The sequence below is a fragment of the Blastococcus sp. TF02A-35 genome (assembly GCF_004571075.1).
In the GTDB taxonomy this organism is placed as follows: Bacteria; Actinomycetota; Actinomycetes; order Mycobacteriales; family Geodermatophilaceae; genus Blastococcus.
In genome coordinates this window covers 39815-66419 of record NZ_SPQP01000016.1, presented here as the reverse complement: position 1 = coordinate 66419, position 26605 = coordinate 39815, and the positions used below count along the sequence as shown (strand labels likewise).

Below are 26605 nucleotides of genomic sequence, written 5' to 3'. Positions count from 1 at the left end.
TCACCTCACCGTGAGGACGTCGGTGAACTCGTCGGAGTGACGGCTGGCGAAGGGGTACTCGCCGGGCTCCGCGGGGGCCGGGAAGGTCAGCAGCGTCCGCGCGGGCACGTCGACGTCGAAGGAGCCGTCGGCCGCGGTGATCGTCACCGGCTCGTCGGTGCCGTTGTGCACCGTCACCCGCGACCCGGCGGCGACCGGCCCGGCGACGTGGAACCGGGTGCCGTCGACCAGGATGCCGACCGAGAGCTCGCCGTGGTCGTGGCCCGCCATCGGGTCCGCCGGGGCCGCGGTCCGCGCCTGGCCCGTTGCGGCCGGTGCGGGGGCCGGCGCGGAGGCCCCCGACGCCGTCGGGGGAGGGGAGCCCGCGAGGCCGACGGCCAGCGCCACGGTCGCCAGCATGACCAGCACCTCCACCGCGGCGAACCGGCGGAAGCTGCCGGGCACGCCGGCACGGAGGCGGGGGAGCGTGCGCCGGCGGTGCTGCCGGCCCAGGATCCCCAGGGCGACCAGGCCCGTCGTCTTGCCCACCAGCAGCCAGCCGTAGCCGGTGCCGGCCGCCGCGAGGAGGGCGTCGGTCCCGCCGAGCACGAACCAGGCGGCCAGGACGCCGGTCCCGGCGGTGGCGAGGAAGCACACCAGCGCCACCGTGCTGAACCGGGTCGCCGCGGTCGCCTCGGCGGCGCCGCGGCCGTGCGCCAGCAGGGCCAGCAGCCCCCCGACCCAGACGGCGGCGGCGACGACGTGCACGCCCAGCGTGGTGACTGCAACGAGGTGGTCCTCCGCGGCCGAGGAGTGCCCGCTGAGCACCACCGGGGCCAGCAGCGCCGCCCCCGCACCGGCCAGCAGCAGGCGTGCGCCGCCCGCGCCCCGGCACCGCCGCGCGGCCGGGACGAGGACGGCGGTGAGCGCCAGCACCACCAGCGTGGCGCGGCCGGCACCGGTGTCGAGGAGGTAGACCTGCAGCGACGACCAGGGCAGGGCGGTCGGTGCCTGCCCCACCAGCAGGCTCACGGTGAGGACGGCGCCGAGCACCGTCGCCCCCGCCCAGGCGAGCGCCCAGGTGGAGGCCGCCCCGAGTGCGCGTCGCGCCTCGGCCGTGCCGGGCAGGAGGACAGCGGCGAGGACCAGCGTGCCAACCGTGCCGACGGCGGCGATCCGGGCCGCCAGGGCGACGACCGACGCGAGCCCGTCGACCAGCGGGCCGGGGCCACCCGGGGCGGGGTCCCCGCCGCCGACGGACGCCGCCACCAGCACGACGGCGGCCAGGCCCACGCCGGTGGCCGCGACCGCCGGCGCCGCCCAGGGCCGCTGCCGCCTCGGCTCCGTGGCCGTGGCGAGCCGCGGCTCGGGCGCCGCGAGGGTGCTGCGGGTCACGACCGCCTGCGCAGCCGCCGGGCCGTGAGCACCCCGAGCGCGCCCACCAAGCCCGCGCCGGCCAGCGGGTAGACGGCGGGCAGCGAGGCGGCGCCGGACGCGTCCGTGGCCCCGACGCCGTCCGTGGCCGCCGGGGCGGACGCCGCGGAGGGCGCGGTCCCGGCGACGGTGAAGGCGTAGGTGCCCGCCAGGCCGTGACCGTCGGAGGAGGTGCTGCGCCAGTCGACGCGGTACGTCCCGGCCGGCAGCGGCTCGGCCAGCGGCTGGACGACGGCGGTGCCCTCGATGGTGGCGGGACCCTCCGACACCGGTGCACCGTCGGGCCCGGTCACCAGCACCTGGGTGCCCAGCGGCAGCGGCTCACCGGTGAACCGGAGCTCGACGGTCGACGGCGCGGTGCCCACCTCGCCGTCGGCGGCCGGGCTGCTGCTGACCAGGCCGTCGTGGGCGAGGGCCGCGGACGGCGCCGCGACCAGGAGCAGCGCGGTGGCCGCCACACCGAGCAGGAGCCGGGGGACGCGCCATCCGCGGGAGTGCTCGGTACCAGCAGCTCGGGTCGCAGTCATGCCTGGTGTTCGCAGCACAGGGGCGTTCCGGTTGGGGCGGCGAGAAAGTTCGCTGGTGGGTGAACCGCTCCGTGCACCGGCGCCGAATGCGGGGCGGGTCAGAACGGTGGCGGGAACAGATCTCCCCGTCGGGGAAGCCGTCCGCTGGGCCCGGTCAGTCACCTCTGAGAACTGGAGCAAGCCCATGCGCAAGGCACTCGCACTCCCGACCGTCGCCCTCGCCGCCGCGGCCTTCCCGCTGCTGAGCATCAGCACGGCTTCCGCCCACGACGGCGCGCAGAGCTACCAGGCCGACCTCGGCGCCGTGAACATGTCCGGTGTCGACGGCACCGGGATGGTCACGCTCGACGGCAACAAGGCCACGGTCATGGTCAAGGCATCCGGCCTCCTCGCCGGCTCGCCGCACGCCCAGCACTTCCACATCGCGGCGCTGGGCCAGTGCCCGGGCAACGACCTGTCCGACGACGCGGACAAGGACGGCTTCGTCAGCGTCACCGAGGCCGCGAAGTACTACGGCGCCATCGGCACGTCGCTGACCACGACCGGGGACACCAGCCCCGACAGCGGGCTCGCGGTCGACCGCTTCCCGACCGCCGAGGGCGGCACGCTCACCTACGAGCGCACCTTCGACGTCACCCCGGACGTGCACGCCGCGTTCGAGGCCGGGACCGCCGTCCTGGTGGTGCACGGTGTGGACAAGGACGGTTCGGGCGCCTACGACGGCAACGTCAAGAGCGACCTGGACCCGTCGCTGCCCATGGAGGCCACCGCTCCCGCCGCGTGCGGCCCGCTGAAGGCCGCGCAGATGGGCACCGCGCCCAGCGGTGGCGCCGAGACCGGTGCGGGTGCCACGTCCGGCATCGAGCAGCAGGCCGCCTTCGGCATCAGCGCCGTCGCGCTGACCGGTGCGGCCGCCGCCGGTGCGATCGCCTACCGCCGCCGTCAGGCCGAGCAGGCCTGACCCGGCACCCGGGGCCGCACGGGAGAGGTCTCCCGTGCGGCCCCGGCCCCACCCCCACGATCCGGAGGAACCGCGTGACCCAGAGCAGCCGCCGTCCGGGCCCCCGCACGTGGTGGGCGGCCCTGGCCGTCGCGCTCGCGGTCGTGGCCGTCGTCGCCGTCGTGGTCGGGGTGAACGGTCAGCAGGAGGCCCCGGCGCCGGCAGCGAGCACCGAACGCTCCCAGCCGGCCGTGCCCGCGCCGACCGGGCAGCCCGGGACGCCTGCCGACGCGCCGCCCGCCCAGGTCGCCGACCCCGTCTCGGTGGGCATCCCGAGCATCGACGTCACCAGCGACCTGCTCCGCCTGGACCTGAACGACGACGGCACCGTCGAGGTGCCGCCGCTCGCCCCGGACGACCAGGCCGGCTGGTACCAGCGAGGACCGGCCCCCGGCGAGGTGGGGCCCGCGGTCATCCTCGGGCACGTGGACTCCGCCGAGCACGGCCCGGGGGTCTTCTTCGACCTCGGTGCCCTGGAGCCCGGCTCCGAGGTGACGGTGACCCGAGCGGACGGCACGGTCGCGGTGTTCGCCGTCGACCGGGTCGAGGTGCACCCGAAGGACGACTTCCCGACCCTCGAGGTCTACGGCAACACCGACGACTCCCAGCTGCGGCTCATCACCTGCGGGGGCGACTTCGACTCCGGCGCGCGCAGCTACGAGGACAACGTGATCGCGTTCGCCACCCTGACCGGGACGCGCCCGGCCTGACCCGCGGCCGCCGTGCTCCGGCGGGACGGCGGCTCAGCCGACGGCGGTCTCGGTGTGCAGCGCCGCTGCGCCGCGACCGTCGGCCTTGACCCGGTAGAGCGCGAGGTCCGCGCGGCGCATCAGCTGTGCGGCGGTGTCCCCGGCGCGGCGCTCCGCGACGCCCGCCGAGACGCTGACGTCGGGGACGAGGGAGCAGAGCCGGCGGACCGCGGACAGGGCCTCGGTGCCCGACAGGCCGGGCATCAGCAGCGCGAACTCGTCACCGCCGTGCCGGGCCAGGAGCGCCCCCGGAGGCAGCTCCCGCCGCCAGGCGCCGGCGACCCGGCGCAGCAGCGCGTCGCCGGCCTCGTGGCCGGCGGTGTCGTTGATGCGCTTGAAGTGGTCGAGGTCGAGCAGCGCCGCCGACAGCTGGGCGTCGGAGCGCCAGGTGTGCTCCTCGAGCGCCTCGTCGAAGCCGCGACGGTTCGCCAGCCCCGTGAGCGCGTCCGACCCGGCGTCGGAGGCGCGCAGGACCAGGGTCCGGGTCACGCAGGCGAGCGTGACCACGACGACCGCGAGCGCGCCCGCGGTCACGAGCGACGTGTCGCCGCGCAGCACCAGCGCCGCCGAGGTGCTGACGACGGCGGTCACCACGTGGGCGACCGCGACGCGCCGGTCGGCGAAGAAGCAGGCGATGACGCCGACGAAGGTGCTGATCGAGGCGCAGAGCACGGCGGTGGTCGAGTCGGGGCTGACCAGCACCACGAGCGTGATCAGCGAGCAGCCGACCGTGACCAGGCCGCCGAGCACGAGACGGGAGAGGGTCACCCCCCAGCGGGAGAGGCCGGCGCCGACAGCCACGGCCAGCAGGCCCGCGCCGGCGACGACCCAGCGGCGCCCGGGGTGGTCGCTCCCACCGCTCGCGGACAGCAGCGCGGTGCACCCGCCGGCGACGAAGAACAGGGCCAGGGTGCGTGCCATCGTGCGGAGGGACGCGACGTCCCGCACCGCCGGCTCGACCGTGGATCTCCTCACCCGCCCGTCATCGTCCTGGCCGGGGGGCTCCTGGAGGGCTGAGCTGCACGTTCACCGTGACATCCCCCCGAGGAGGGGGGCGTCGTCATCGACGGACCGGACCGGCTGGGACACTCAGGGGCACGGGACCACCACAGGAAGAGCGCCGACCAGATGCCGAGCACGCTTGCCGCAGTCCTCTTCGACATGGACGGCACGCTGGTGCAGACCGAGGAGTACTGGGGCGAGGCGATGTTCGAGCTCGCCGCCACCCTGGGCGGCGTGATGTCGCCCGAGGCCCGCGCGGCGACGGTCGGCACCTCCATGCGCCGGTCGATGGAGGTCCTGCACGCCGACCTCGGGGTCGTGCGCACCGAGGAGCAGCTGCTGGCTGACGCCCGCTGGGTGGAGGACCGGACCGGGGAGCTGATGGCCGGCGGCATCCCGTGGCGCCCAGGTGCCCGCGAGCTGCTGGGGTCGGTGCGCGGCGCCGGGCTTCGCACGGCGCTGGTGACGACGACGCCGCGCCGGCTGGCCGACATCGTGCTCGGCACCATCGCGCGGGACCTGGGCGGCGACCCGTTCGACCTCACCGTGTGCGGGGACGAGGTGCCGGCACGCAAGCCGGACCCGGCGCCCTACCTCCAGGCGGCCGCCGCCCTGGGCGTCGACCCCTCGGCGTGCGTGGTGGTCGAGGACTCGCTGGTGGGCGTGACCTCGGGGCTGGCGGCCGGGATGGCCGTGCTCGGGGTGCCCGCGATGCAGCCGGTGCCACCGGCGCCGGGCCTCACGCTGGTGGGGACGCTCGCCGGGACCGACGTCGCGACGCTGGCCGACGTGCTGGCGGCCGGCGCGGCTGTGGAGCTCGCCGGCCGCTGAGCGCCGGACGCCGACCGGGTCACGTGTCCGTCAGCACCCAGGGTGCGCTGCGCTCCTCGTGCACACCGGTCCGGCGGCGGAGGTGGGTCCGCCCGGAGTCCCCGATCACCCGCCACCGGTTGTTCTCGAACAGCTCGGTCCGTGCGCCGGACTCCTTGCCGCGCCGGACCCAGCTCCGCTCGCGGATGCGCCCCTCGGCGGCTGCATGGACGAGCGCCCGTACGGCCGGGACGAGCTCCGCCCATTCGGATGGCAGGAAGAAGACCTCCAGCCAGCCGTGCTGACCGATCCCGACGAAGACGGTGTCGTGGTGGTCCGGGGTGAGCTCGACGGCTGCTGCGTGAGGCACCGAGGGCTGCAGCCGGATCGTGACCGTGCCCTCCGCCCTCATGGCCAGCTCGGGACGCTCGATGACGGTGGCCGCGCCCGTGGGGAGGGCGGCGATCACCTCGGCCACCATGGCCCGGAGCGCGTCGACCAGGACGTCGAGCTCCGTGTACGGCGAGACCGCACGCCCCGGTCGGCGGGCCACCTCGACGGTCAGACCGGCGTGACGGGCAGCGTGGTCCGCCATCCGGCGGCCGCGGCTGCCTCGGCGGGGAACGGCGGGGGAGTGCCGCCCCACGCCGGGCACAGGGCCTGGTGGTCGCACCAGCCGCAGAGCCGGGTCTTGTTGGGCCGGAACTCGCCGGTCTCCACCGCGCGCTCGATCGCCGACCAGATCGCCTGCAGCGTGCGCTCGAAGCGGACCAGCTCGGCCTCGTCCGGAGCGTAGGTCAGGGCGTCCCCGTCACCCAGGTAGAGCAGCTTCAGCTGCGCCGCCACCACGCCGCGGGTGCGCCAGAGCACCAGCGCGTAGAACTTCATCTGGAACAGCGCCTTGGACTCGAACGCCTCGCGCGGCATCGAGCCGGTCTTGTAGTCGACCACGCGCAGCGCGCCGTTCGGGGCGACGTCGAGCCGGTCGACGTAGCCGCGCAGCAGCAGCCCGTCGGGCAGCGTGACCTCGACCAGCTCCTCGCGGGCCTCGGGCTGGAGGCGGCGCGGGTCCTCCAGCGTGAAGTACCTCTCGACGAGCTTCCCGGCCGAGGCCAGCCACGCCTCGACCGACTCGGGGGCGTTCACGTCGGTCTCGGCGCCGGCGTCGTCCGCGGCCGCGAACAGCTCCGCGATGCCGGGCTCCTCGCGCAGCTCGCCCCAGGCCGGCTCCAGCAGCTCGAGCGCGCTCTCCGGCGTCCGCTGGGCGGGCGGCAGGTCGTACAGCCGCTCCAGCACCGAGTGCACCAGCGTGCCCCGGACGGCGGCGAGGCTCTTCTTCTCGGGCAGCCGGTCGATGGTGCGGAAGCGGTACAGCAGCGGGCAGGTCTTGAAGTCCGCCGCCCGGCTGGGCGAGAGGGACGGGCGACGCGGCGCCGTGGCCGCCTCGGCCGGCGGCGCGTCCGCTGCTGCGGAGCCGTCGGCCTGCGGGTCGGTCTGCACCATCGCCGTCATGCACCCGAGGCTAGGTCGCCCCACCGACACTTCCGAGCGACCGCGCCGCATCGGCGTCACGGGTCACACCCGCACCGTCCGTACGCTGGTCGCCCGTGGACACCCAGCCCGAGCCAGAGCTCGACGTCAGCCCTGCGACCGACGGCCCTTCTGCAGGGACCCTGCGCGAGCCTGCGAGTGGTGGGGGGCAGGAGGACCCGTCCGCGGTCGAGGGGGCGTTCGTCGCCGGTGACCGGGTCCAGCTGACCGACCCCAAGGGGCGGCACCACACCGTCGTCCTGACGCCCGGCAAGCAGTTCCACACCCACCGCGGCGCCATCGAGCACGACGACCTGATCGGCGCGCCGGAGGGCTCGGTCGTCCACTCCACGGCGAACACCGGCTACCTGGCGCTGCGCCCGCTGCTGGCCGACTACGTGCTCTCCATGCCGCGCGGGGCCCAGGTCATCTACCCGAAGGACGCCGCCCAGATCGTGGCGTTCGGGGACGTCGGCCCGGGGATGCGCGTGCTGGAGGCCGGCGCGGGCTCCGGCGCGCTGAGCTGCTCGCTGCTGCGCGCCGTCGGCTCCGAGGGGTCGCTGACCAGCTACGAGCGCCGCGAGGACTTCGCCGACGTCGCCCGCACGAACGTCGGGGCCTTCTTCGGCGAGGTCCCGGGCAACTGGAGCCTGCGCCTGGGGGACCTGGCCGACCACCCGGCCGAGGAGGTCGTCGACCGCGTCGTCCTCGACATGCTCGAGCCGTGGGCGGTCCTGCCGACGGTGGCCGCGGCGCTGCGCCCGGGCGGCGTGCTCGTCGGCTACGTGGCGACGGTGACGCAGCTGTCGACCTACGTCGAGGCGCTGCGTGCCCAGGGCGTGTGGACCGAGCCCTACGCCTGGGAGACGCTGATGCGCCCGTGGCACGCGGTGGGCCTGGCCGTGCGCCCCGAGCACCGGATGGTCGCCCACACGGCGTTCCTGGTGACCGCCCGCCGGCTGGCCGAGGGGACCGTTGCCCCGATCCGCCAGCGGCGCGCCCAGAAGCACTGACGGGCGCGCCCTAGCACCCCCGAGCGGCCTTGGCGAGGCGACGGCGAACTGTCGTCGCGCGTGTATAGATTTGCGTCCTGGCTCCCCCGAAAGTGCGGAGGTGCGTGATGGGCCTGGGTCCCGACGAGATGAACGCGCGACGTGAGCGTGACGTCGCTGCGCTGCTCACTCAGATCTCCTACCTCGAGGAGGAGATCGGACTGCTCCGCCGCAAGGTGTCCGACAGCCCGCGCCAGGTGCGCGTGCTGGAGGAGCGGATCGCCGAGGCGGAGGGCCGCGCGGCCTTCCTCTCCGAGCGCAACGACAAGCTCGCCAGCACGCTGCGGGACGCCCGCGAGCAGCTGGTCACGCTCAAGGAGGAGGTCGACCGCCTCGGCCAGCCGCCGTCCGGCTACGGCGTCTTCCTGAACCGGTACGACGACGGCACCGTCGACGTCTTCACCGCCGGCCGCAAGCTGCGGGTCTCGGTCTCGCCGAACGTCGACGTGACCGTTCTGCGCGCCGGCCAGGAGGTCATGCTCAACGAGGCGATGAACGTCGTCGAGGCGCGGTCGTTCGAGCGCCAGGGCGACGTCGTCATGCTCAAGGAGCTGCTCGAGCCGATCGACGGCGTCACGCAGCGTGCGCTGGTCATCGGGCACACCGACGAGGAGCGCGTGGTCTACCTCGCCGACTCCCTGACCGGGCAGCCGCTGCGCGTCGGGGACTCCCTGCTGCTGGAGAGCCGCTCGGGCTACGTCTACGAGCGGATCCCCAAGAGCGAGGTCGAGGAGCTCGTCCTCGAGGAGGTCCCCGACATCGACTACACCGACATCGGGGGTCTGTCCCGGCAGATCGAGCAGATCCGCGACGCCGTGGAGCTGCCGTTCCTGCACGCGGACCTGTTCCGCGAGTACGAGCTGCGGCCGCCCAAGGGGATCCTGCTCTACGGCCCGCCCGGGTGCGGCAAGACGCTGATCGCCAAGGCGGTCGCCAACTCGCTGGCCAAGAAGGTCGCGGCGGTGCGCGGCGACGGCGACACGAGCCAGGGGAAGTCCTACTTCCTCAACATCAAGGGCCCCGAGCTGCTCAACAAGTACGTCGGCGAGACCGAGCGGCACATCCGCCTGGTCTTCCAGCGTGCGCGGGAGAAGGCCAGCGAGGGCACGCCGGTCATCGTGTTCTTCGACGAGATGGACTCGATCTTCCGGACCCGTGGGTCCGGGGTCTCCTCCGACGTCGAGTCGACGATCGTGCCGCAGCTGCTCAGCGAGATCGACGGCGTCGAGGGCCTGGAGAACGTCATCGTCATCGGGGCCTCCAACCGGGAGGACATGATCGACCCGGCGATCCTCCGCCCCGGCCGGCTCGACGTGAAGATCAAGATCGAGCGGCCGGACGCCGAGGCCGCGCGGGACATCTTCAGCAAGTACCTGACGCCGACGCTGCCGATCAACCCCGACGACCTGGCCGAGCACGGCGGCAACCGCGAGGCGACGATCGCCGGGATGATCCAGCGCACCGTCGAGCGCATGTACACCGAGAGCGAGGAGAACCGCTTCCTCGAGGTCACCTACGCCAACGGTGACAAGGAGGTCCTCTACTTCAAGGACTTCAACTCCGGCGCCATGCTGCAGAACATCGTCGACCGGGCGAAGAAGATGGCGATCAAGGAGCAGCTGGAGACCGGCGCCGGCGGGCTGCGGGTCAGCCACCTGACGGCGGCGTGCCTCGACGAGTTCAAGGAGAACGAGGACCTGCCCAACACCACCAACCCCGACGACTGGGCGCGGATCTCGGGCAAGAAGGGCGAGCGGATCGTCTACATCCGCACGCTCATCAGCGGCAAGGGCAACGAGGCGGGCCGGGCCATCGACACCGCCACGAACACCGGCCAGTACCTGTAGCACCGACCGACGTCGACCGACGGCCCGGCTTCCACCTGGGAGCCGGGCCGTCGTCGTCTGCACGGGGTGGGGCTATGTAAACGATCCTTGACACGATGTCGGCATAGCTTTACGTTCTCCGTGTCCAGCATCTTTGACATCGGAGGTCGTGGTGGCGTTCCAGGAGAAGCGGGCCTGGCTGATGGCCCTGGTCTCGATCGGTGCCTACGCGGCCTACGTGGTCGTCATCCTGAGCCGGAGCGTGACGGGTGACGTGGCCGGCACGCCGTACGTCGCCGCCCTGCTGTGGAGCATCGGAGCCGCGATCGTCGCGAACATCGTGCTGCAGGTACCGCTGGCGGCGGCCGCTCCGCAGGACGCCGGCGCGCGGGACCAGCGGGACCGGGAGATCGACCGGTTCGGTGAGCACGTCGGCCAGTCCTTCCTGGTCGTCGGCGGGGTCGGCGCGCTCGTGCTCTCCCTGGTCGAGGCCGACCACTTCTGGATCGCCAACGCGGTCTACCTGGCTTTCGTGCTCTCGGCCGTGCTCGGCTCCGCCGCGAAGATCGCCGCCTACCGCTGGGGGTTCCAGCCGTGGTGAAGCCGACCAGGGTCACCAACACGATCCGGGCCCTGCGCTTCGCGCGGGGGGAGATGACGCAGGCCGAGCTCGCCGCACGCGTCGGCGTGACCCGGCAGACGGTGATCGCGATCGAGCAGGGTCGCTACTCGCCGTCGCTGGAGATGGCATTCCGGATCGCCCAGGCCCTGGGCGCTCCGCTCGACGAGGTGTTCCAGTACCCGGACGGAGAAGGACGATGAAGGCGATCGTGCGCTACGAGTACGGCTCGGCCGACGTGCTGGCACTGGGGGAGGTCGACCAGCCGGCGATCGGCCCCCGCGAGGTCCTCGTCCGGGTACGGGCGGCCGGCGTCGACCGCGGCGTGTGGCACGTCATGACCGGCCTGCCCCACCTGGGCCGCCTGGCGTTCGGGCTGCGGGTGCCGCGGAACCCGGTGCTGGGCATGGACGTCTCGGGCGTCGTGGAGGCCGTCGGGGTCGAGGTCGAGGCGCTCAGGCCGGGCGACGAGGTGCTCGGCACCTGCTCCGGCGCCTTCGCCGAGCTCGCGGCCGTGCGGGAAGACCGGTGCGTCCTGAAGCCGGCGGTGCTGACCTTCGAGGAGGCGGCGGCGGTGCCGACGTCCGCTGTCACCGCGCTGCAGGCGCTGCGCACGCACGGCCGGGTCCGGGCTGGCCAGCGGGTCCTGGTCATCGGCGCCGGAGGCGGCGTCGGCTCGTACGCGGTGCAGATCGCCAAGGCCTGCGGAGCGCACGTCACCGGCGTGTGCAGCACGTCCAAGCTGGAGCTGGTGCGGTCGCTGGGGGCGGACGAGGTCGTGGACTACACGGTGACCGACGTCGTCGAGTCGGAGGACCGGTTCGACCTCGTCCTCGACATCGCCGGCAACCGCAGCGTCTCGCGGCTGCGCCGGGTCCTGTCGCCGCGCGGGACGCTGGTCATCGTGGGCGGCGAGGGAGGCGACCGCCTCACCGGCGGGATGGGCCGACAGCTGGGAGCCGCTCTGCTGTCACCCCTGGTCCGCCAGCGGCTGCACTTCTTCGTCGCGGTGGTCCGCCGGCCCGATCTGGAGACCGTCCGCGAGCTGCTCGAGAGCGGCGCCGTGCGGCCCGCGGTGAGCCGCACCTACGCGCTCGCCGACGCCGCTCGGGCCATCCGCGACCTGGAGGGGGGCCGGGTCGCCGGCAAGGCCGTCGTCACGGTCTAGCGCGAGCCGTCCGGCGCCCGCGGCCTAGGGTTGGGCCATGAGCGTCCGGCGGGTCATGGGCACCGAGGTCGAGTACGGCATCTCGGTGCCGGGGCAGCCGGGGGCGAACCCCACGACGCTGTCGAGCCTGGTGGTGAACGCCTGGGCGGTGGCCGAGGCGCCGACGCCGCGGCGGCCGCGCTGGGACTTCGAGGAGGAGTCGCCGCTTCGCGACGCCCGCGGCTTCGACCTGACGCCGGCGCAGGCCCTGGACCACAACGACCTCGACGAGGACCACGGGATGGCCAACGTCATCCTGACCAACGGTGCCCGGCTGTACGTCGACCACGCGCACCCCGAGTACTCGACGCCGGAGGTCACCACCCCGCGCGACATCGTGCTGTGGGACAAGGCGGGGGAGCAGGTGATGGCCGAGGCGGCCCGCCGCGCGGCGCGGATCCCCGGCACGAGCCCGATCCAGCTCTACAAGAACAACACCGACGGCAAGGGTGCCTCCTACGGCGCCCACGAGAACTACCTGATGGACCGGCGGACGCCGTTCATCGACATCATCCGCGGCCTGGTGCCCTTCTTCGTCACCCGCCAGGTCTTCGCCGGGTCGGGCAAGGTCGGCATCGGCGTGGACAGCCGCACCGCCGGCTTCCAGCTCTCCCAGCGCGCCGACTTCTTCGAGGTCGAGGTCGGCCTGGAGACGACGCTCAAGCGGCCGATCATCAACACCCGCGACGAGCCGCACGCCGACGCGGACAAGTACCGCCGGCTGCACGTCATCATCGGCGACGCCAACCTCGCGGAGCTGTCGACCTACCTCAAGGTCGGGACGACGTCGCTCGTGCTCGCGATGATCGAGGCCCGCGCGCTGCCCCATGACCTGGCCATCGAGGAGCCGGTGCAGGAGCTCCAGGCGGTCAGCCACGACGCCACGCTGACCCACCGCATCCGGATGCGGGACGGGCGGCGGCTGACCGCTGTCGAGCTGCAGCGGATCTACCTGGAGAAGGCGGTCCGCTTCGTGGAGACGCGCGGTGAGGCCGACCAGCAGACCAGCGACGTGCTGGCGCAGTGGGCGAGCGTCCTGGACGACCTCGAGGCCGACCCCATGCGGCTGGCCGACCGCCTCGACTGGCCGGCGAAGCTGCGGCTGCTGGAGGGCTACCGCTCGCGCGACGGCCTGGACTGGGGCGACTCGCGGTTGCGGCTGGTCGACCTGCAGTACTCCGACGTCCGGCCCGAGAAGGGGCTCTACAACCGGTTGGTCGCCCGGGGGGCGATGAAGCGGCTGCTCACCGACGAGGAGGTTACGCGGGCGATGACCTCGCCGCCGGGGGACACCCGGGCCTTCTTCCGCGGTGAGTGCCTGCGGCGGTTCCCGGGACAGGTCGCCGCGGCCTCGTGGGACTCGGTCGTCTTCGACCTGGGACGGGAGAACCTCGTCCGCATCCCGACGCTCGAGCCGCTGCGCGGGACGCGGGAGCACGTGGGGGCGCTGTTCGAGGCGTCGGCGACGGCTCAGGAGCTCGTCGACACCATCACCGGTCCCTGAGGCGTCCACAGGGCGCAGCGGCGTCCACGGCACCCGGTCGGCGGACGCCGGATGTCGGCGCCTGCGAGTAGTTTCCTGACCAGCACCAGCCACGTGAAGGACCGGAGGGCAGCATGGTCACCAGGGACACCGGCGGACAGCAGAAGGCGACGCGCTCGCGCGAGGAGAACGAGGAGATCGAGGCCTCGGTCGACTCCGACGTCGCCGAGCGCCACGAGAAGATGACCGAGGACGTCGACTCCCTCCTGGACGAGATCGACGACGTGCTCGAGGAGAACGCCGAGGACTTCGTACGTGCATACGTACAAAAGGGCGGCCAGTGAACGATCTTGTTCCGTAATGCCCGCCCATGGACACGAAGTTCTGCCGCGACTGCGGGCAGCACCGTCCGGTCAGCGCATTCACGTCGAACAAGCGATCGCGCGACGGTCTCGCGTTCTACTGCCGCGAGCACCTCGTTGAGAGGTCCGCGCGGAGCAGGGCTGCGCGGCGGGTGGCACCAGGAGTCCATCGACGCCCTCCGGAAGGCCTGGTGGTGCCTCGAGGCTCCAAGTGGGGCCCTGACTGCGGCGAGGTGAAGCCGCTGGAGCACTTCGCCCGGTCGCGAGCGAGCGCGACTGGTGTCGCCACCTACTGCCTGCCGTGCCACAACCAGCGAGGGAAGGCATCCCGGGAGAAGGTCGGTGGGTCCCGGACCTATCACCTGTCCCGGCGGTACGGGATCACCGCCGCCGAAGCGGACGAGATGCTCGTCTCCCAGGGCGGCGCCTGCGCCATCTGCAGAACGGCTCCCGCAGCGCACGTCGACCACGACCACGCGACCGGTGCGGTCCGAGCGTTGCTGTGCTCCAACTGCAACGGCGGTCTGGGGCAGTTCAAGGACGACCCGGAGGTGCTGCGCGAAGCCGCCGACTACGTCGCCTTCCACACGCTGAGCCAGTACATCGTCGCCACGTTCGCCGCCGGCGGCCTCGGTCCGGTCCGACCCGTCCGAGTGCGCTAGCCGCCGGTAGGGTCGCAGCGAGGTCCGGGACCGCGTCCGAGCAGCACGTGCGGCACCCGGCAGGACAGCGATCCACGCCGGCGCGAGCGGGTGGGAGAGGCGGATGGGTGAACGAGTCGTCAGCTGGCCGGAGCGGGTTCCCGCCCGCGTACCTGGACCGGGTGGGCTCCTCGTTCACCGACTTCCTCGGGGCCACCACGCCCGACCTGCTGCCGGGGCGCCGGCCGGTCCCGGCCGTGCCGATGGGTGACATCGCTCCGCACGGCACCACGATCGTGGCCGCGACGTTCGAGGGCGGCGTCCTGATGGGCGGCGACCGCCGGGCCACCATGGGCAACCTGATCTCCAGCCGCGACATCGAGAAGGTCTACCCGGCCGACTCCTACAGCGTCATCGGCATCGCGGGTGCGGCGGGCATCGCCATCGAGATGGTGAAGCTCTACCAGGTGGAGCTGGAGCACTACGAGAAGATCGAGGGGCTGACCATGTCCCTCGACGGCAAGGCCAACCGGCTCGCGCAGATGATCCGCGGCAACCTCGGCGCGGCCATGCAGGGCCTGGCCGTCGTCCCGCTGTTCGCCGGCTTCGACCTGGACGCCGCAGCCGGCGCCTCCCCGGGCCGGATCTTCAGCTACGACGTCACCGGCGGGAACTACGAGGAGCGCGGCTACGCCGCCGTGGGCTCGGGCTCGCTGTTCGCGAAGAACTCGCTGAAGAAGACCTGGCGCTCCGGACTTCCGGCCGACGCCGCGACCCGCACCGTCGTCGAGGCGCTCTACGACGCCGCCGACGACGACTCCGCCACCGGCGGCCCCGACCCCGTGCGCCGGCTGTACCCGATCGTCTACCGGGTCGACGCCGAGGGCGCCGTCCGGCTCACCGACGCCGAGGTCGCGGCCGTCGCCGACGAGATCGTCACCCAGCGCGCGGCGGCCGACCGCCAGAACATGGACCGGGAGGCCTGAGCCATGACCATGCCCTACTACGCCTCCGCCGAGCAGGTCATGCGCGACCGCTCGGAGTACGCCCGCAAGGGCATCTCCCGCGGTCGCAGCGTCGCCGTCCTCACCTACGCCGACGGCGTCCTGCTGATCGCCGAGAACCCGAGCTCCACGCTGCACAAGATCGGCGAGATCTACGACCGCATCGGCTTCGCCGCGGTCGGCCGGTACAGCGAGTTCGAGAGCCTCCGCGTCGCCGGCGTGCGCCTGGCCGACGTCCGCGGCTACTCCTACAACCGGCGCGACGTCACCGGCCGGGTCATCGCCAACGCCTACGCGCAGACGCTCGGCGCCATCTTCACCGAGCAGATGAAGCCCTACGAGGTCGAGCTGTGCGTCGCCGAGGTGGGGGAGACCCCCGAGCGCGACCAGCTCTACCGGCTCACCTTCGACGGCTCGGTCGTCGACGAGCCGGACTTCGTGGTGATGGGCGGCCAGGCCGACGCCGTCACCGGCCACCTCCGCGAGAACTTCCACGCCGGCATGGGTCTCGCCGACGCGCTCAAGGTCGGCGTCGACGCGCTGTCCGCCGTCAGCCCTGCCACCGCCGGCTCCGGCCACGGCGGCCACGCCCGGCTCAGCGCCGAGCAGCTGGAGGTGGCCGTCCTCGACCGGCGCCGTCCCAAGCGCGCCTTCCGCCGCGTCGTCGGCGCCTCCCTGCACTCGCTGCTCGGTGACGGGGGAACGGCGCCCGACGCCCCCGAGGGCGAGACGCACGCGCACACGCCCAGCCAGCCGGCCCCCGGCACCCCCGCCGGCCTCGGTGACCCCGCCGCACCCGACACCGCGGGCGGCACGGCGGGCAGCGGCGAGGGGCCCGGCCCGCAGGGCTGAGTTCTCACCGCCCGGCGGGGTAGGGGAGCCGCATGCCGACCTACGAGCTCAACGAGGATGCCGTCACCCAGGCGCGGAAGCTGATCGAGGACGGGGCCGTCGACGACACGACGGAGTGGTCGGACGCCGCTCCCTCGGCCGACGACGGCAACCGCGAGATCGAGCAGCGCGGCTGGCCGGGCTACGCCTCCTGGCACCTCGCCGTCGACCCCGACGCGGGCGAGGAGACCAAGAAGCGGTACCGGTTCCCCTACGGCGACTTCCGGAAGGTCAACCGCGCCGCGCTCATCCACGGCAAGCAGCGCGCCGCCCAGAACGACCACGGGCAGATCGAGGAGGCGTTCGACGAGCTGCTGCAGCGCCTCGACGCGAAGCGGTCCTGACCCCCCCGCAGGTTCTGGCCCGCCGCGCCCTCCGCGACAGGCGCGGTGTCACCCCCGCGGCCTAGTCTCGGATCGTGGACCGACGGATCTTCGGCATCGAGACCGAGTACGGCGTCACGTGCACCTTCAAGGGGCAGCGCCGGCTCTCCCCGGACGAGGTCGCCCGGTACCTGTTCCGCCGCGTGGTGTCGTGGGGCCGCAGCTCCAACGTCTTCCTGCGCAACGGCTCCCGGCTCTACCTCGACGTCGGCAGCCACCCCGAGTACGCCACCGCCGAGTGCGACGACGTCAGCGAGCTCGTCGTCCACGACAAGGCGGGGGAGCGGATCCTCGAGGGCCTCGTCGTCGACGCCGAGCAGCGGCTCGCCGAGGAGGGCGTGGTCGGCGACATCTACCTGTTCAAGAACAACACCGACTCCGCCGGCAACAGCTACGGCTGCCACGAGAACTACCTGGTCGGCCGGCACGGCGAGTTCGGCCGCCTCGCCGACGTGCTGATCCCGTTCCTGGTCAGCCGGCAGCTCGTCGTCGGCGCCGGCAAGGTCCTGCAGACCCCGCGCGGCGCCCTCTACTGCGTCAGCCAGCGGGCGGAGCACATCTGGGAGGGCGTCTCCAGCGCCACCACCCGCAGCCGCCCGATCATCAACACCCGCGACGAGCCGCACGCCGACGCCGAGAAGTACCGCCGGCTGCACGTGATCGTCGGCGACTCGAACATGAGCGAGACGACGACGCTGCTCAAGGTCACCATGACCGACCTGGTGCTGCGCATGATCGAGGCGGGCGTCCCCATCCGGGACATGACGCTGGAGAACCCGATCCGGGCCATCCGCGAGATCAGCCACGACATCACGGGCCGGCGCAAGGTGCGGCTGTCCAACGGCAAGGAGATGTCGGCGCTGGAGATCCAGGCCGAGTACCACTCCCGCGCCGCCGAGTTCGTCGACCGCGAGGGCTTCGGCGACGTGCACCGCCAGATGCTCGAGCTCTGGGGCCGGGTGCTCAAGGCCGTCGACACCGAGGACCTGTCGCTCATCGACCGCGAGGTCGACTGGGCGATCAAGTACAGCCTCATCGAGCGCTACCGGGCCAAGCGGGACCTCTCGCTGAGCCACCCGCGGATAGCCCAGATGGACCTGGCGTACCACGACATCAGCCGCACCCGCGGCCTGTACTACCTGCTGGAGCGCAACGGCCAGGTCGACCGCGTCGCCCACGCGCCGCGGATCTTCGAGGCCAAGAACGTGCCGCCGCAGACCACGCGCGCCAAGCTGCGCGGTGAGTTCATCCGCAAGGCCCAGGAGAAGCGCCGCGACTTCACCGTGGACTGGGTGCACCTCAAGCTCAACGACCAGGCCCAGCGCACCGTGCTGTGCAAGGACCCGTTCAAGGCCGTCGACGAGCGGGTGGAGAAGCTGATCGCCAGCATGTGAGCGGACGGGCCGCCGGGAGCCTCAGCTTCCGGTGCCCTCCGGGGCGGCCGCCTCGGCCGGTGCCCCGTCCCCGGCCGTGGCGTCGTCGGCGAGAGGAATCTGCAGCGCTGCGTACCTGCCGGCGGCCGCGGCGGCCAGGAAGTACGCCCGCTCCTCGGGGTAGCCGCGGCCCATCGTGCGCAGCGGCACGGGGGAGAGCCCCAGTGCGGTGTCCAGCCCGTCGGTGTCCACCCAAACGACGACGTTGCGCTCCGGCTGGCCCGCGAGGTCCTCGCCGACCTGGCCGCCGAGCTCGGAGGAGAGCCCGCGCGGCGCCACGAGGGCGACGCCGCCCAGCGCCACCCGGCCGAACGCGGTCAGCGAGTGGTGCGAGACCCCGCGGTGGCGCTCGCGGGGGTCGGCGTCGGAGATGCGCAGCGCCCCGACCGGGACCCCGCCCAGCACCGAGACCGCGTTGCAGGCCTCGCCGGCCGCGACGCCGGAGAAGCCCCACGGCGTCCCGGTGCCCAGGTTGCCCGGCCCCTGCGTGACGATCGCCAGGTCCGCGCCCAGCACGTGCTTGGCGGCCAGCAGCCCGGTGTGCAGCGTGACTGCCTCGACGTCGCCGCCGTAGGCCTGCCCGACGGTGACGACCCCTGCCAGCGACGACCTCAGCCCCGTCACGGTGCGGGAGAACGCCGCAGGCAGCGCCCCGCCGTCGGTCATCACGTAGGCGACCTTCAGGTCCGGGTCGGTCGCCAGCATCCCGATCAGGACGGCCGGGAGCGCCGAGTGCAGGTCGGCCACGACGACCGGCATGCCGCCGAGGTCGTCGGCGGCCGCGATCGCCGCGTGGTGCTCGGTGTCCTGCTCGTCGACGCCCTGGACCATCACCTGCATCGGCGTGTACCGCGCCTTCACCAGGTGCCCCGGCCCCTCGGGGTCCGGGGGCAGCCGGTCGGGGACGGCGACGACGAGCGCGTACCCGCCGGTGCCCAGCCCCTGCGCCAGCGCCGTCGTGTTGAGCAGCACCTGGTCGCCCACCTCGGGTACGCCGACCAGCGACGGGTAGGCCAGCGCGGAGAGGTCGCCCTCGCCCTCGACCTGCACGGTCAGCTCCAGCGCGTCCCGCCACGAACGGCCCGTCGCGGTGACCTCGCCACGCCGCCATCGGATCCGGGAGACGGGGGCGGCGGCAGAGCTGCTCATACCGGCAGGCTATCGACCGTCCCGCCGCGCGGCCCGGCGGCGAGGGCTGACTAGCCTGTGGGGCATGGCGGCCAAGCGGGCGGAGCGACTGGTCAACCTGGTCATCGCGCTGCTCAGCACCCGGCAGTTCGTCACCGCCGCGCGGATCCGGGCCACGGTGCCCGGGTACGAGGCCGACGACGGCTCCGACCGCGCCGACGAGGCCTTCAAGCGCATGTTCGAGCGGGACAAGGCCGACCTGCGCGAGATGGGCGTGCCGCTGGAGACCGGCCGCACGAGCGTGTTCGACACCGAGGACGGCTACCGCATCGCGCGGGCCGACTACGAGCTGCCCGAGATCCACCTGACCGGTGAGGAGGCGGCCGCCGTCGGCCTCGCCCTGCGGCTCTGGGAGTCCGCCCGGCTCGCCGGCGCCGCCCAGAGCGCGCTGGTGAAGCTCAAGGCCGCCGGGGTCGACCTCGACGCCACCCGCGCGCTGCCGATCCAGCCCCGCCTGGACCGGGGCGAGGCGGCCTTCGAGCCCTGCTACGCCGCCGCGCGGGACCGCCGGGCCCTGCAGTTCGACTACCGCCGCCCCGACGAGGACACTGCCGTCCGCCGGCACGTGCAGCCCTGGGGCGTCGTGGCCTGGCACGGCCGCTGGTACCTCGTCGGCCAGGACCTCGACCGGCAGGCCCCGCGGGTCTTCCGGCTCTCCCGCGTCGCGGGCACGCCGAAGGCCACCGGCCCGGCGGGCGCGTTCGACCCGCCGGCCGACCTGGACCTCACGTCCGTCGTCGCCCGGCAGGTCGGGGGAGAGGAGCACCTGGTGGTGGTCCGCGCACGGCCCGGGACCGCCGTCGGGCTGCGCCGCCGGGCCACCTCGCTCGGCCCCGCCGCCGACGGCGACGACCTGCTGGAGCTGCGCACCACCGAGCCGTGGGCGCTCGCCGACGAGCTGACCGCCTACGGCGCGGACGTCGTCGTCGAGGCGCCGACGGAGATGCGCGACGCGGTGGTCGAGCGGCTCACCCGCCTGGCCGCGATGGGGGAGACGGCGTGAGCACCACCGACCGGATGACCCGGCTGCTCGCCCTCGTCCCGTACCTCTCCGCCCGGCCCGACGGGGTAGCGCTGGCCGAGGCGGCCCGCGACTTCGGGGTGGCCGAGGGGCAGGTGCGCAAGGACCTCGAGCTGCTGTGGATGTGCGGGCTGCCCGGCTACGGCCCCGGCGACCTCATCGACGTCTCCTTCGAGGGCGACCGGGTCAAGGTCACCTTCAGCGCCGGCATGGTGCGGCCCCTGCGCCTGACCACCGACGAGGCCGTCGCCCTCGTCGTCGCCCTGCGCACCCTCCTGGAGCTGCCCGGCCTCGCCGAGCGCGACGCCGTGAGCCGGGCCCTGGCCAAGGTGTCGGCCGCCGCCGGTGACGCCGCCGAGCGGGTCACCCCGGTCGCGGTCAGCGTCGACGCCCGGGAGGAGACGCTCGCCGTCGTCCGGTCCGCGCTGGAGCAGCGCCGCGCGCTGCACCTGCACTACTACGTGCCCACCCGCGACGAGCGGACCGAGCGCACCGTCGACCCGATGCAGCTGCTGCTGGTCGACGGCCGGTGGTACCTGGAGGCCTGGTGCCGCCGCGCCGAGGGCGTCCGGCTCTTCCGGCTGGACCGCGTCGACGACGTCGTCGTCCTGGACGAGCCCGCGGCCCCGCCGCCGCAGGCGACCAGCCGGAACATCGACGAGGGCGTCTACCGCCCCGACGAGGACGCCCCCGCGGTGCGGCTGCGGCTGGCCCGCGCCGGCCGGTGGGTGGCCGACTACTACCCGGTGGAGGACGTCGCCCCGGTCGACGACCCGCCCGGCGGGCTCGCGGTCACCGTGCGGACCGCGGACCTGGCCTGGGCCCGGCGCCTGGTCGCGACGCTCGGCGGCAACGCCGTCGTCGACGAGCCGGCCGAGCTCGGCGCGCAGGTCGCCGCGGAGGCCCGGGAGGCGCTGCGGCGCTACGGCATCGAGCCCGCGCCGGCCGGCGGCTAGGGTCGGTGCCGTGCTGCTCTGGATCGCCCTCGCCGTGGCCGTCGTCGCGCTCCTGACCCTCGCCGTGCTGGTGCACGGTGTGGTCGGCGGGCTGGGCCGGCTGCGCCGGGAGCTGGACGCCGGCGCGCGCGAGCTGCGCCCCGTCCTGGAGCAGGTCCAGTCCACGGTCGCCGCGGCCGAGCGGACGAAGGCGCACCGGGCGGCGCGCACGAACGATCGGTGAACACCGGTCGGCGAACCGTTCGACCGCCGGTAACCGAACGCCCTGCGGCGTAGCATCGGCGCAAGCTCTCGACATCTGGAGGACGAGCCATGGGATCCCTGGGCCCGCTGGAGATCGGCCTGATCATCCTGGCCATCCTGCTGCTCTTCGGCTACAAGAAGCTGCCGGACGCCTCGCGCTCGCTGGGCCGCTCGCTGCGCATCTTCAAGGGCGAGATGAAGGGCATGAAGGACGACTCCGCCGCCGACGGCGTCCGCACCAAGGACGCCGCCCAGACCAGCACGCCGCTCCGCGGTGAGGTGCTGCCGGCCGGCACCACGGGCCCGGCCTCGGACGACCTGAGCGCGCGGCTGCTCGACGAGGCCCGCGAGGCCGAGCTGCGTGCCGCCGAGCTGCGCGGTCGCGCCGAGCAGGCGCGCTCGGCCGACGGCTCCCGCTGACCCACCCCGTACCCGGCAGGACGGCGGTGAGCGAGGCGACCCGTGGGGCGCGACGCCGGCGGGCCCCTCGGGACCCCTAGGCGACGATGAGCCTGGTCGCCCACCTCGCCGAGCTGCGCAACCGCGTCGGCAAGGCGCTGTTCTTCCTGTTCCTGGGCACCGCCGTCGCCTTCTGGTGGTACGAGCACGGCCTGGGCGACTTCATCCGGGCGCCGTACTGCAACCTGGACCCGAAGCTGCGGTACGGCGACGCCAACACCGGCTGCGGCCTGCTGATCCTCGACGTCTTCGGGGGCGTCTTCATCCGCCTCAAGGTGTCGCTCCTGGCCGGTGCCGTGCTGTCGGCACCCTTCTGGCTCTACCAGCTCTGGGCGTTCATCACCCCGGGCCTCAAGCGCACCGAGAAGCGCTACGGCATCGGCTTCGTGCTCATCTCCACGACGCTGTTCGTGCTCGGCGCGGTGCTGGCCTACGTCTCGCTTTCCAAGGGCCTGGAGCTGCTGCTGTCCCTGGCCGGCGACGGCGTCGTCGTCGCCCTGACCGCACCGGACTACATCGGCTTCCTGCTCTCGCTGCTCATCGCCTTCGGCGTGAGCTTCGAGGTGCCGCTCATCGCCGTCGCGCTCAACCTGGTCGGCGTCCTCAGCCACGAGGCGCTGGCCAAGGGGCGGCGCTGGATCTTCTTCCTCACGATCGTCTTCGCCGCGTTCGTCACGCCCACGCAGGACCCCTTCACCATGCTGCTCATGGCCGGGCCGATGATCGTGCTGTTCGAGCTGGCCATCCAGGTCACCCGGATCGTCGACCGCCGCCGCGCCAAGCGCGCGGCGCTGGAGCACTTCCACGAGCTCGACGACGACGAGGCGTCCCCGCTCGACGCCCGCCCCTCGGCGCTGGACACCCGGCCCGCCCCGCTGGACGCGCCGGTCGACTCCCCGACCTCCCCCCGCGGCTGACCGCGTGGACGTCGCCGTCCTCGTCAGCCCGGCGGCCGGCCGCGGGCGCGCGCGGAGCCGCGCCACCGCCGTCCTGGCGGCCCTGCGCGACGCCGGCCTGACCGCGCGCGTGCTGCCCGCGACCACCGGGAGCGAGGCGGAGGCGCAGGCCGCCCGTGCGGTCGCCGAGGGCATCGGCGCCGTCGTCGCGGTGGGCGGCGACGGGACGGCGCACGCGGCCCTCCAGGCGGTCGCCGGCACCGCGGTGCCGCTGGCCGTGGTGCCCGCCGGGACCGGCAACGACCTGGCGCTCGCGCTCGGCGTCCACGACGACCCGGTGGCCGCCGCACGGGCCGCCGCGGCCGACCTGCTCGGCGGCCGCACCCGGCAGGTGGACGCCGGCCGCACCGACGGGCGCTGGTGGGCCACCGTGCTGTGCTGCGGCTTCGACTCCGCCGTCACCGACCGGGCCAACCGGCTGCGCTGGCCGCGCGGGCGGCGCCGCTACGACGTCGCCGTCCTGCTGGAGCTGGCCCGGCTGCGCCCGTACCAGGTGACCCTCACCCTGGACGGCGAGACCCGCTCGCTGGCCGCCACGATGGTCGCCGTGGGCAACACGCCCTGGTACGGCGGCGGGCTGAGGATCTGCCCGGACGCCGACCCGGGCGACGGGCTGCTCGACGTCACCGTCGTGGAGGCCGGGTCGCGGTTCGAGCTGATCCGCACCAAGCCCCGGCTGGCCGACGGCACCCACGTGCAGCACCCCTCGGTGAGCGTGCACCGCGCGGCCCGGGTGGAGCTGTCCTGCGACGGCGTCACCACCTACGCCGACGGCGAGCCGGTGGCGCCCCTCCCCGCCGTGACCGAGTGCGTCCCCGGGGCGCTGACCGTCGTCGGCACCCGGTCCTGACCCCCGCAGGGGCCGGAATGGCCATTTCGGCCCCTGAGCGGGACCGGTGGTCCTGCGCCTAACGTGGGAGCCATGTCCAGCCCCGCTGAGCGGTACGCCGCCGCCCGCAGGCGGACCTCCCACCCGACGCTGGCCGACTTCACGGCCGACCTGGGCTTCTCCCTCGACCCGTTCCAGGTCGAGGCCTGCGAGGCGCTCGAGGACGGCTCCGGCGTGCTGGTCTGCGCGCCGACGGGCGCCGGCAAGACCGTGGTGGGCGAGTTCGCCGTGCACAAGGCGCTCGCCGAGGGCCGGAAGGCGTTCTACACCACGCCGATCAAGGCGCTGTCCAACCAGAAGTACAACGACCTCGTCGAGCGCTACGGCGCCGACCGGGTCGGCCTGCTGACCGGGGACAACGCCGTCAACGGGGACGCGCCCGTGGTCGTGATGACCACCGAGGTGCTCCGCAACATGCTCTACGCCGAGTCGCCGGCCATCGACGGCCTCGGGTACGTGGTCATGGACGAGGTGCACTACCTCGCAGACCGCTTCCGCGGGGCCGTCTGGGAGGAGGTGATCATCCACCTCCCGTCGTCGGTCACGCTCGTCTCGCTGTCGGCCACGGTCAGCAATGCCGAGGAGTTCGGCGACTGGCTGGTCACCGTCCGCGGGGACACCACGGTGGTGGTCAGCGAGGTCCGCCCGATCCCGCTGTGGCAGCACATGCTCGTCGGCAACCGGGTCTTCGACCTCTTCTCGCTGCGGCCGGCGGCGCACGCCGGCGAGCAGGAGGAGACGCCCCGGGGCCTGTCCACCCGCGAGCGGGGCGCCTCCGTGGTCGACCCGGAGCTGGTGCGCTACGTGCGCGAGCACGAGCGGCGCATCGAGGCCTGGGGGAGCGGCAAGCGCGGGGAGAGCTGGCACAAGCCCCGCTTCCGGCCGCCGGCGCGCTCCGACGTCATCGAGCGCCTGGACAAGGCCGGGCTCCTCCCGGCGATCACCTTCGTCTTCAGCCGCAACGGCTGCGACGCCGCCGTCCACCAGTGCCTGATGAGCGGCATGCGGCTCACCGACGAGGTCGAGCGCGCGGAGATCGCGCAGATCATCGACGAGCGCACCGGGTCGCTGCCGGAGGAGGACCTGCACGTCCTCGGCTTCTGGGAGTGGCGCGAGGGGCTGCTGGCCGGGATCGCCGCGCACCACGCGGGCCTGGTACCGGCGTTCAAGGAGACGGTCGAGGAGTGCTTCGTCCGCGGCCTGGTCAAGGCCGTGTTCGCCACCGAGACGCTGGCGCTGGGGATCAACATGCCGGCGCGCACGGTCGTGCTCGAGCGGCTGGTGAAGTGGAACGGCGAGGCGCACGTCGACGTGACGCCGGGGGAGTACACCCAGCTCACCGGGCGGGCCGGGCGCCGTGGCATCGACGTCGAGGGGCACGCCGTCGTCGTCTGGGCGCCGGGCATGGACCCCTCGGTGGTCGCCGGCCTGGCGAGCACCCGCACCTACCCGCTGCGGTCCTCGTTCCGGCCCAGCTACAACATGGCGGTCAACCTGGTCAGCTCCTTCGGCCGGGCGCGCGCCAGGGAGCTGCTGGCGAGCTCGTTCGCCCAGTTCCAGGCCGACCGGTCCGTCGTCGGCCTCGCGCGGGCGGCCGGCCGGCTCGAGCGCGACGCCGAGCGGTTCGCCGCCGAGATGCGCTCCGACCGCGGTGACGTCGGGGACTACGCCCGCATCCGCCGGGAGATCTCCGACCGCGAGAAGGAGCTCTCCCGGGACTCGCAGGCCAAGCGCCGCATGGAGGCCGCCGACACCCTCGCCGCGCTGCGCCCCGGCGACGTCATCCGCGTGCCCACCGGCCGCCGGCAGGGGCTCGCCGTCGTCCTCGACCCCGGCATCACCGACCTGGCCGACCCCCGGCCGCTCGTGCTCACCGAGGACAAGTGGGCCGGCCGGCTCGGCGCGGTGGACTTCCCGACCCCGGTGGAGGCGCTGGCCCGGGTGCGGGTGCCGAAGAACTTCAACCACCGGAGCCCGCACGCGCGCCGCGACCTCGCCTCCACCCTCCGCAACGCACGGGTGGAGAACGACCTCGGTGCCCGCCGGGTCAAGAAGGGCCGCTCCGCGGCCGCCGACGACCCGGTGCTCGCCGACCTGCGCCAGGCGCTGCGCAACCACCCGGTGCACCAGCTGCCCGACCGCGAGGAGCGGGTGCGCACCGCCGACCGCTGGTTGCGCGCGGTGCACGAGGCCGAGCAGCTGCACCGGAAGATGGCCGAGCGCACCGGCTCGCTGACCCGCCAGTTCGACCGCACCTGCGACGTCCTCGAGGAGCTCGGCTACCTGGTGCCCGAGGTGCCGCAGCTGGTCGCGGCCGACGCGGTGCCGGCCGCTCCGGCCGACGGCGTGCCGGTGGTGACCGACGACGGCCGGCGCCTGGCCCGCATCTGGTCGGAGGCGGACCTGCTCGTCGCGGAGTGCCTGCGGGAGGGCGTGTGGCGGGGGCTCACGCCGGCGGAGCTCGCGGCCGCGGTCTCCACGCTGGTCTTCGAGGCTCGCCGGGACAGCCCCGCCCTGCCCGCGGTGCCGGCGGGCAAGGTGGCGGCCGCGATCGGGGCGATGCGGGGCATCCGCTCCCGGCTGCAGGACGTCGAGCTGGACCGCGGCGTGCCGGCCACCCGCGACCTCGACCTGGGGTTCGCCTGGGCCGCCTACCGCTGGGCCGACGGGCAGAGCCTGGACAAGGTGCTGGCCGGCGCCGAGCAGGCCGGTACGGAGCTCTCCGGCGGCGACTTCGTCCGGTGGACCCGCCAGCTAGTCGACCTGCTGGACCAGCTCGGCAAGGTGGCCGACGACGCGGTCGCCCGCACCGCGCGCGCTGCGGTGGAGAGGGTCCGGCGGGGGGTCGTGGCGGTCGCGGTCGGCGGCTGAGCAGCGATTCGCTGCCGCGCACCCGGCACCCCGGTGGGGCAGAATTCCCCGCGCCCGGCCACCGCCGGGGGCACCAGGCCACGGCTCCGG

At 73.8% G+C, this 26605-nt stretch carries 28 protein-coding genes; 22 read left to right on the top strand and 6 right to left on the bottom strand.

The genetic code is table 11. The features are described from left to right. On the bottom strand, positions 1 to 1374 hold the full coding sequence (locus E4P43_RS09960) for a CopD family protein (protein ID WP_135145295.1): 1374 nt from the start codon (positions 1372 to 1374) through the stop codon (positions 1 to 3). Further along, on the bottom strand, positions 1371 to 1940 hold the full coding sequence (locus E4P43_RS09955; protein WP_167759140.1) for a copper resistance protein CopC: 570 nt from the start codon (positions 1938 to 1940) through the stop codon (positions 1371 to 1373). The genes E4P43_RS09960 and E4P43_RS09955 overlap by 4 nt, the downstream gene beginning before the upstream one ends. Positions 1941 to 2124: 184 nt before the next feature. Here E4P43_RS09955 and E4P43_RS09950 point away from each other — a divergent pair, with 184 nt between their 5' ends. Together E4P43_RS09950 and E4P43_RS09945 are read left to right on the top strand one after the other, a co-directional pair. Next, positions 2125 to 2901, top strand: coding sequence for a hypothetical protein (locus E4P43_RS09950; RefSeq protein WP_135145293.1), 777 nt, complete (start codon positions 2125 to 2127; stop codon positions 2899 to 2901). Between the two features lie 74 nt (positions 2902 to 2975). Then, positions 2976 to 3650, top strand: a complete 675-nt coding sequence (locus E4P43_RS09945; RefSeq protein ID WP_135145292.1) for a class F sortase — start codon at positions 2976 to 2978, stop codon at positions 3648 to 3650. A 33-nt stretch (positions 3651 to 3683) separates the two neighbouring features. On the opposite strand, the gene E4P43_RS09940 is transcribed toward E4P43_RS09945, so the two are convergent. Beyond that, positions 3684 to 4664, bottom strand: a complete 981-nt coding sequence (locus E4P43_RS09940) for a GGDEF domain-containing protein (protein ID WP_135145291.1) — start codon at positions 4662 to 4664, stop codon at positions 3684 to 3686. A 153-nt stretch (positions 4665 to 4817) separates the two neighbouring features. On the opposite strand from E4P43_RS09940, the gene E4P43_RS09935 reads away from it, so the two are divergent. Beyond that, positions 4818 to 5522 (top strand): HAD family phosphatase, encoded by a 705-nt coding sequence (locus E4P43_RS09935; RefSeq protein ID WP_135145290.1) that lies wholly within the window; start codon positions 4818 to 4820, stop codon positions 5520 to 5522. A 19-nt stretch (positions 5523 to 5541) separates the two neighbouring features. Here E4P43_RS09935 and E4P43_RS09930 read toward each other — a convergent pair whose 3' ends face one another. Together E4P43_RS09930 and E4P43_RS09925 are read right to left on the bottom strand one after the other, a co-directional pair. Next, positions 5542 to 6054, bottom strand: coding sequence for a hypothetical protein (locus E4P43_RS09930; protein WP_135145289.1), 513 nt, complete (start codon positions 6052 to 6054; stop codon positions 5542 to 5544). Between the two features lie 8 nt (positions 6055 to 6062). Continuing rightward, on the bottom strand, positions 6063 to 7013 hold the full coding sequence (locus E4P43_RS09925) for a PD-(D/E)XK nuclease family protein (protein WP_135145288.1): 951 nt from the start codon (positions 7011 to 7013) through the stop codon (positions 6063 to 6065). 161 nt (positions 7014 to 7174) lie between these two features. Here E4P43_RS09925 and E4P43_RS09920 point away from each other — a divergent pair, with 161 nt between their 5' ends. The 12 genes from E4P43_RS09920 (at position 7175) to pafA (ending at position 17893) form a co-directional block, all read left to right on the top strand. After that, positions 7175 to 8044, top strand: a complete 870-nt coding sequence (locus E4P43_RS09920; protein ID WP_135145318.1) for a tRNA (adenine-N1)-methyltransferase — start codon at positions 7175 to 7177, stop codon at positions 8042 to 8044. 107 nt (positions 8045 to 8151) lie between these two features. After that, entirely contained in the window at positions 8152 to 9930 is a 1779-nt protein-coding gene (gene arc / locus E4P43_RS09915) for a proteasome ATPase (RefSeq protein ID WP_135145287.1), read from the top strand. 151 nt (positions 9931 to 10081) lie between these two features. Then, entirely contained in the window at positions 10082 to 10510 is a 429-nt protein-coding gene (locus tag E4P43_RS09910; RefSeq protein ID WP_135145286.1) for a hypothetical protein, read from the top strand. After that, positions 10504 to 10731 (top strand): helix-turn-helix transcriptional regulator, encoded by a 228-nt coding sequence (locus tag E4P43_RS09905; protein WP_135145285.1) that lies wholly within the window; start codon positions 10504 to 10506, stop codon positions 10729 to 10731. Before E4P43_RS09910 ends, E4P43_RS09905 begins: the two co-directional genes overlap by 7 nt. Then, positions 10728 to 11696, top strand: coding sequence for an NAD(P)-dependent alcohol dehydrogenase (locus E4P43_RS09900; protein WP_135145284.1), 969 nt, complete (start codon positions 10728 to 10730; stop codon positions 11694 to 11696). Before E4P43_RS09905 ends, E4P43_RS09900 begins: the two co-directional genes overlap by 4 nt. A 37-nt stretch (positions 11697 to 11733) precedes the next feature. Then, complete coding sequence (gene dop, locus E4P43_RS09895) at positions 11734 to 13239, top strand: depupylase/deamidase Dop (RefSeq protein ID WP_135145283.1); 1506 nt, start codon at positions 11734 to 11736, stop codon at positions 13237 to 13239. Positions 13240 to 13352: 113 nt separating this feature from the next. Beyond that, entirely contained in the window at positions 13353 to 13562 is a 210-nt protein-coding gene (locus tag E4P43_RS09890; protein WP_135145282.1) for a ubiquitin-like protein Pup, read from the top strand. 251 nt (positions 13563 to 13813) lie between these two features. Further along, a complete protein-coding gene (locus E4P43_RS09885; protein WP_245159053.1) occupies positions 13814 to 14242 on the top strand; it encodes an endonuclease VII domain-containing protein in 429 nt (142 codons plus the stop codon). Positions 14243 to 14349: 107 nt separating this feature from the next. Further along, positions 14350 to 15207 (top strand): proteasome subunit beta, encoded by an 858-nt coding sequence (gene prcB / locus E4P43_RS09880; RefSeq protein ID WP_209313819.1) that lies wholly within the window; start codon positions 14350 to 14352, stop codon positions 15205 to 15207. A 3-nt stretch (positions 15208 to 15210) separates the two neighbouring features. After that, positions 15211 to 16077, top strand: a complete 867-nt coding sequence (prcA, locus tag E4P43_RS09875) for a proteasome subunit alpha (RefSeq protein WP_135145280.1) — start codon at positions 15211 to 15213, stop codon at positions 16075 to 16077. Between the two features lie 32 nt (positions 16078 to 16109). Continuing rightward, a complete protein-coding gene (locus E4P43_RS09870; RefSeq protein WP_135145279.1) occupies positions 16110 to 16460 on the top strand; it encodes a hypothetical protein in 351 nt (116 codons plus the stop codon). A 74-nt stretch (positions 16461 to 16534) separates the two neighbouring features. Further along, the gene (pafA, locus tag E4P43_RS09865; protein ID WP_135145278.1) at positions 16535 to 17893 is read left to right on the top strand and encodes a Pup--protein ligase; all 1359 of its coding nucleotides are present in this window, start codon (positions 16535 to 16537) and stop codon (positions 17891 to 17893) included. 21 nt (positions 17894 to 17914) lie between these two features. Here pafA and E4P43_RS09860 read toward each other — a convergent pair whose 3' ends face one another. Then, complete coding sequence (locus tag E4P43_RS09860) at positions 17915 to 19081, bottom strand: DUF3866 family protein (protein ID WP_135145277.1); 1167 nt, start codon at positions 19079 to 19081, stop codon at positions 17915 to 17917. Positions 19082 to 19145: 64 nt separating this feature from the next. Between E4P43_RS09860 and E4P43_RS09855 the strand changes: the two genes are divergently transcribed. The 7 genes from E4P43_RS09855 to E4P43_RS09825 all read left to right on the top strand — a co-directional run bounded on the left by E4P43_RS09855 (position 19146) and on the right by E4P43_RS09825 (position 26515). Further along, complete coding sequence (locus tag E4P43_RS09855) at positions 19146 to 20123, top strand: WYL domain-containing protein (protein ID WP_135145276.1); 978 nt, start codon at positions 19146 to 19148, stop codon at positions 20121 to 20123. Beyond that, positions 20120 to 21097 carry a WYL domain-containing protein gene (locus E4P43_RS09850; protein WP_245159052.1) on the top strand — a complete coding sequence of 326 codons (978 nt, stop codon included), beginning with the start codon at positions 20120 to 20122 and terminating at the stop codon, positions 21095 to 21097. The genes E4P43_RS09855 and E4P43_RS09850 overlap by 4 nt, the downstream gene beginning before the upstream one ends. Before the next feature lie 10 nt (positions 21098 to 21107). Next, positions 21108 to 21320, top strand: coding sequence for a hypothetical protein (locus E4P43_RS09845; RefSeq protein ID WP_135145275.1), 213 nt, complete (start codon positions 21108 to 21110; stop codon positions 21318 to 21320). Positions 21321 to 21409: 89 nt separating this feature from the next. Next, the gene (tatA, locus tag E4P43_RS09840) at positions 21410 to 21760 is read left to right on the top strand and encodes a Sec-independent protein translocase subunit TatA (RefSeq protein ID WP_135145274.1); all 351 of its coding nucleotides are present in this window, start codon (positions 21410 to 21412) and stop codon (positions 21758 to 21760) included. Positions 21761 to 21846: 86 nt separating this feature from the next. Beyond that, complete coding sequence (gene tatC / locus E4P43_RS09835) at positions 21847 to 22716, top strand: twin-arginine translocase subunit TatC (protein ID WP_135145273.1); 870 nt, start codon at positions 21847 to 21849, stop codon at positions 22714 to 22716. A gap of 4 nt (positions 22717 to 22720) precedes the next feature. Continuing rightward, complete coding sequence (locus E4P43_RS09830) at positions 22721 to 23605, top strand: YegS/Rv2252/BmrU family lipid kinase (protein WP_135145272.1); 885 nt, start codon at positions 22721 to 22723, stop codon at positions 23603 to 23605. A 72-nt stretch (positions 23606 to 23677) separates the two neighbouring features. Continuing rightward, positions 23678 to 26515: a DEAD/DEAH box helicase gene (locus tag E4P43_RS09825; RefSeq protein WP_135145271.1), complete on the top strand. Its 2838-nt coding sequence runs from the start codon at positions 23678 to 23680 to the stop codon at positions 26513 to 26515. Positions 26516 to 26605 lie beyond the last annotated feature (90 nt).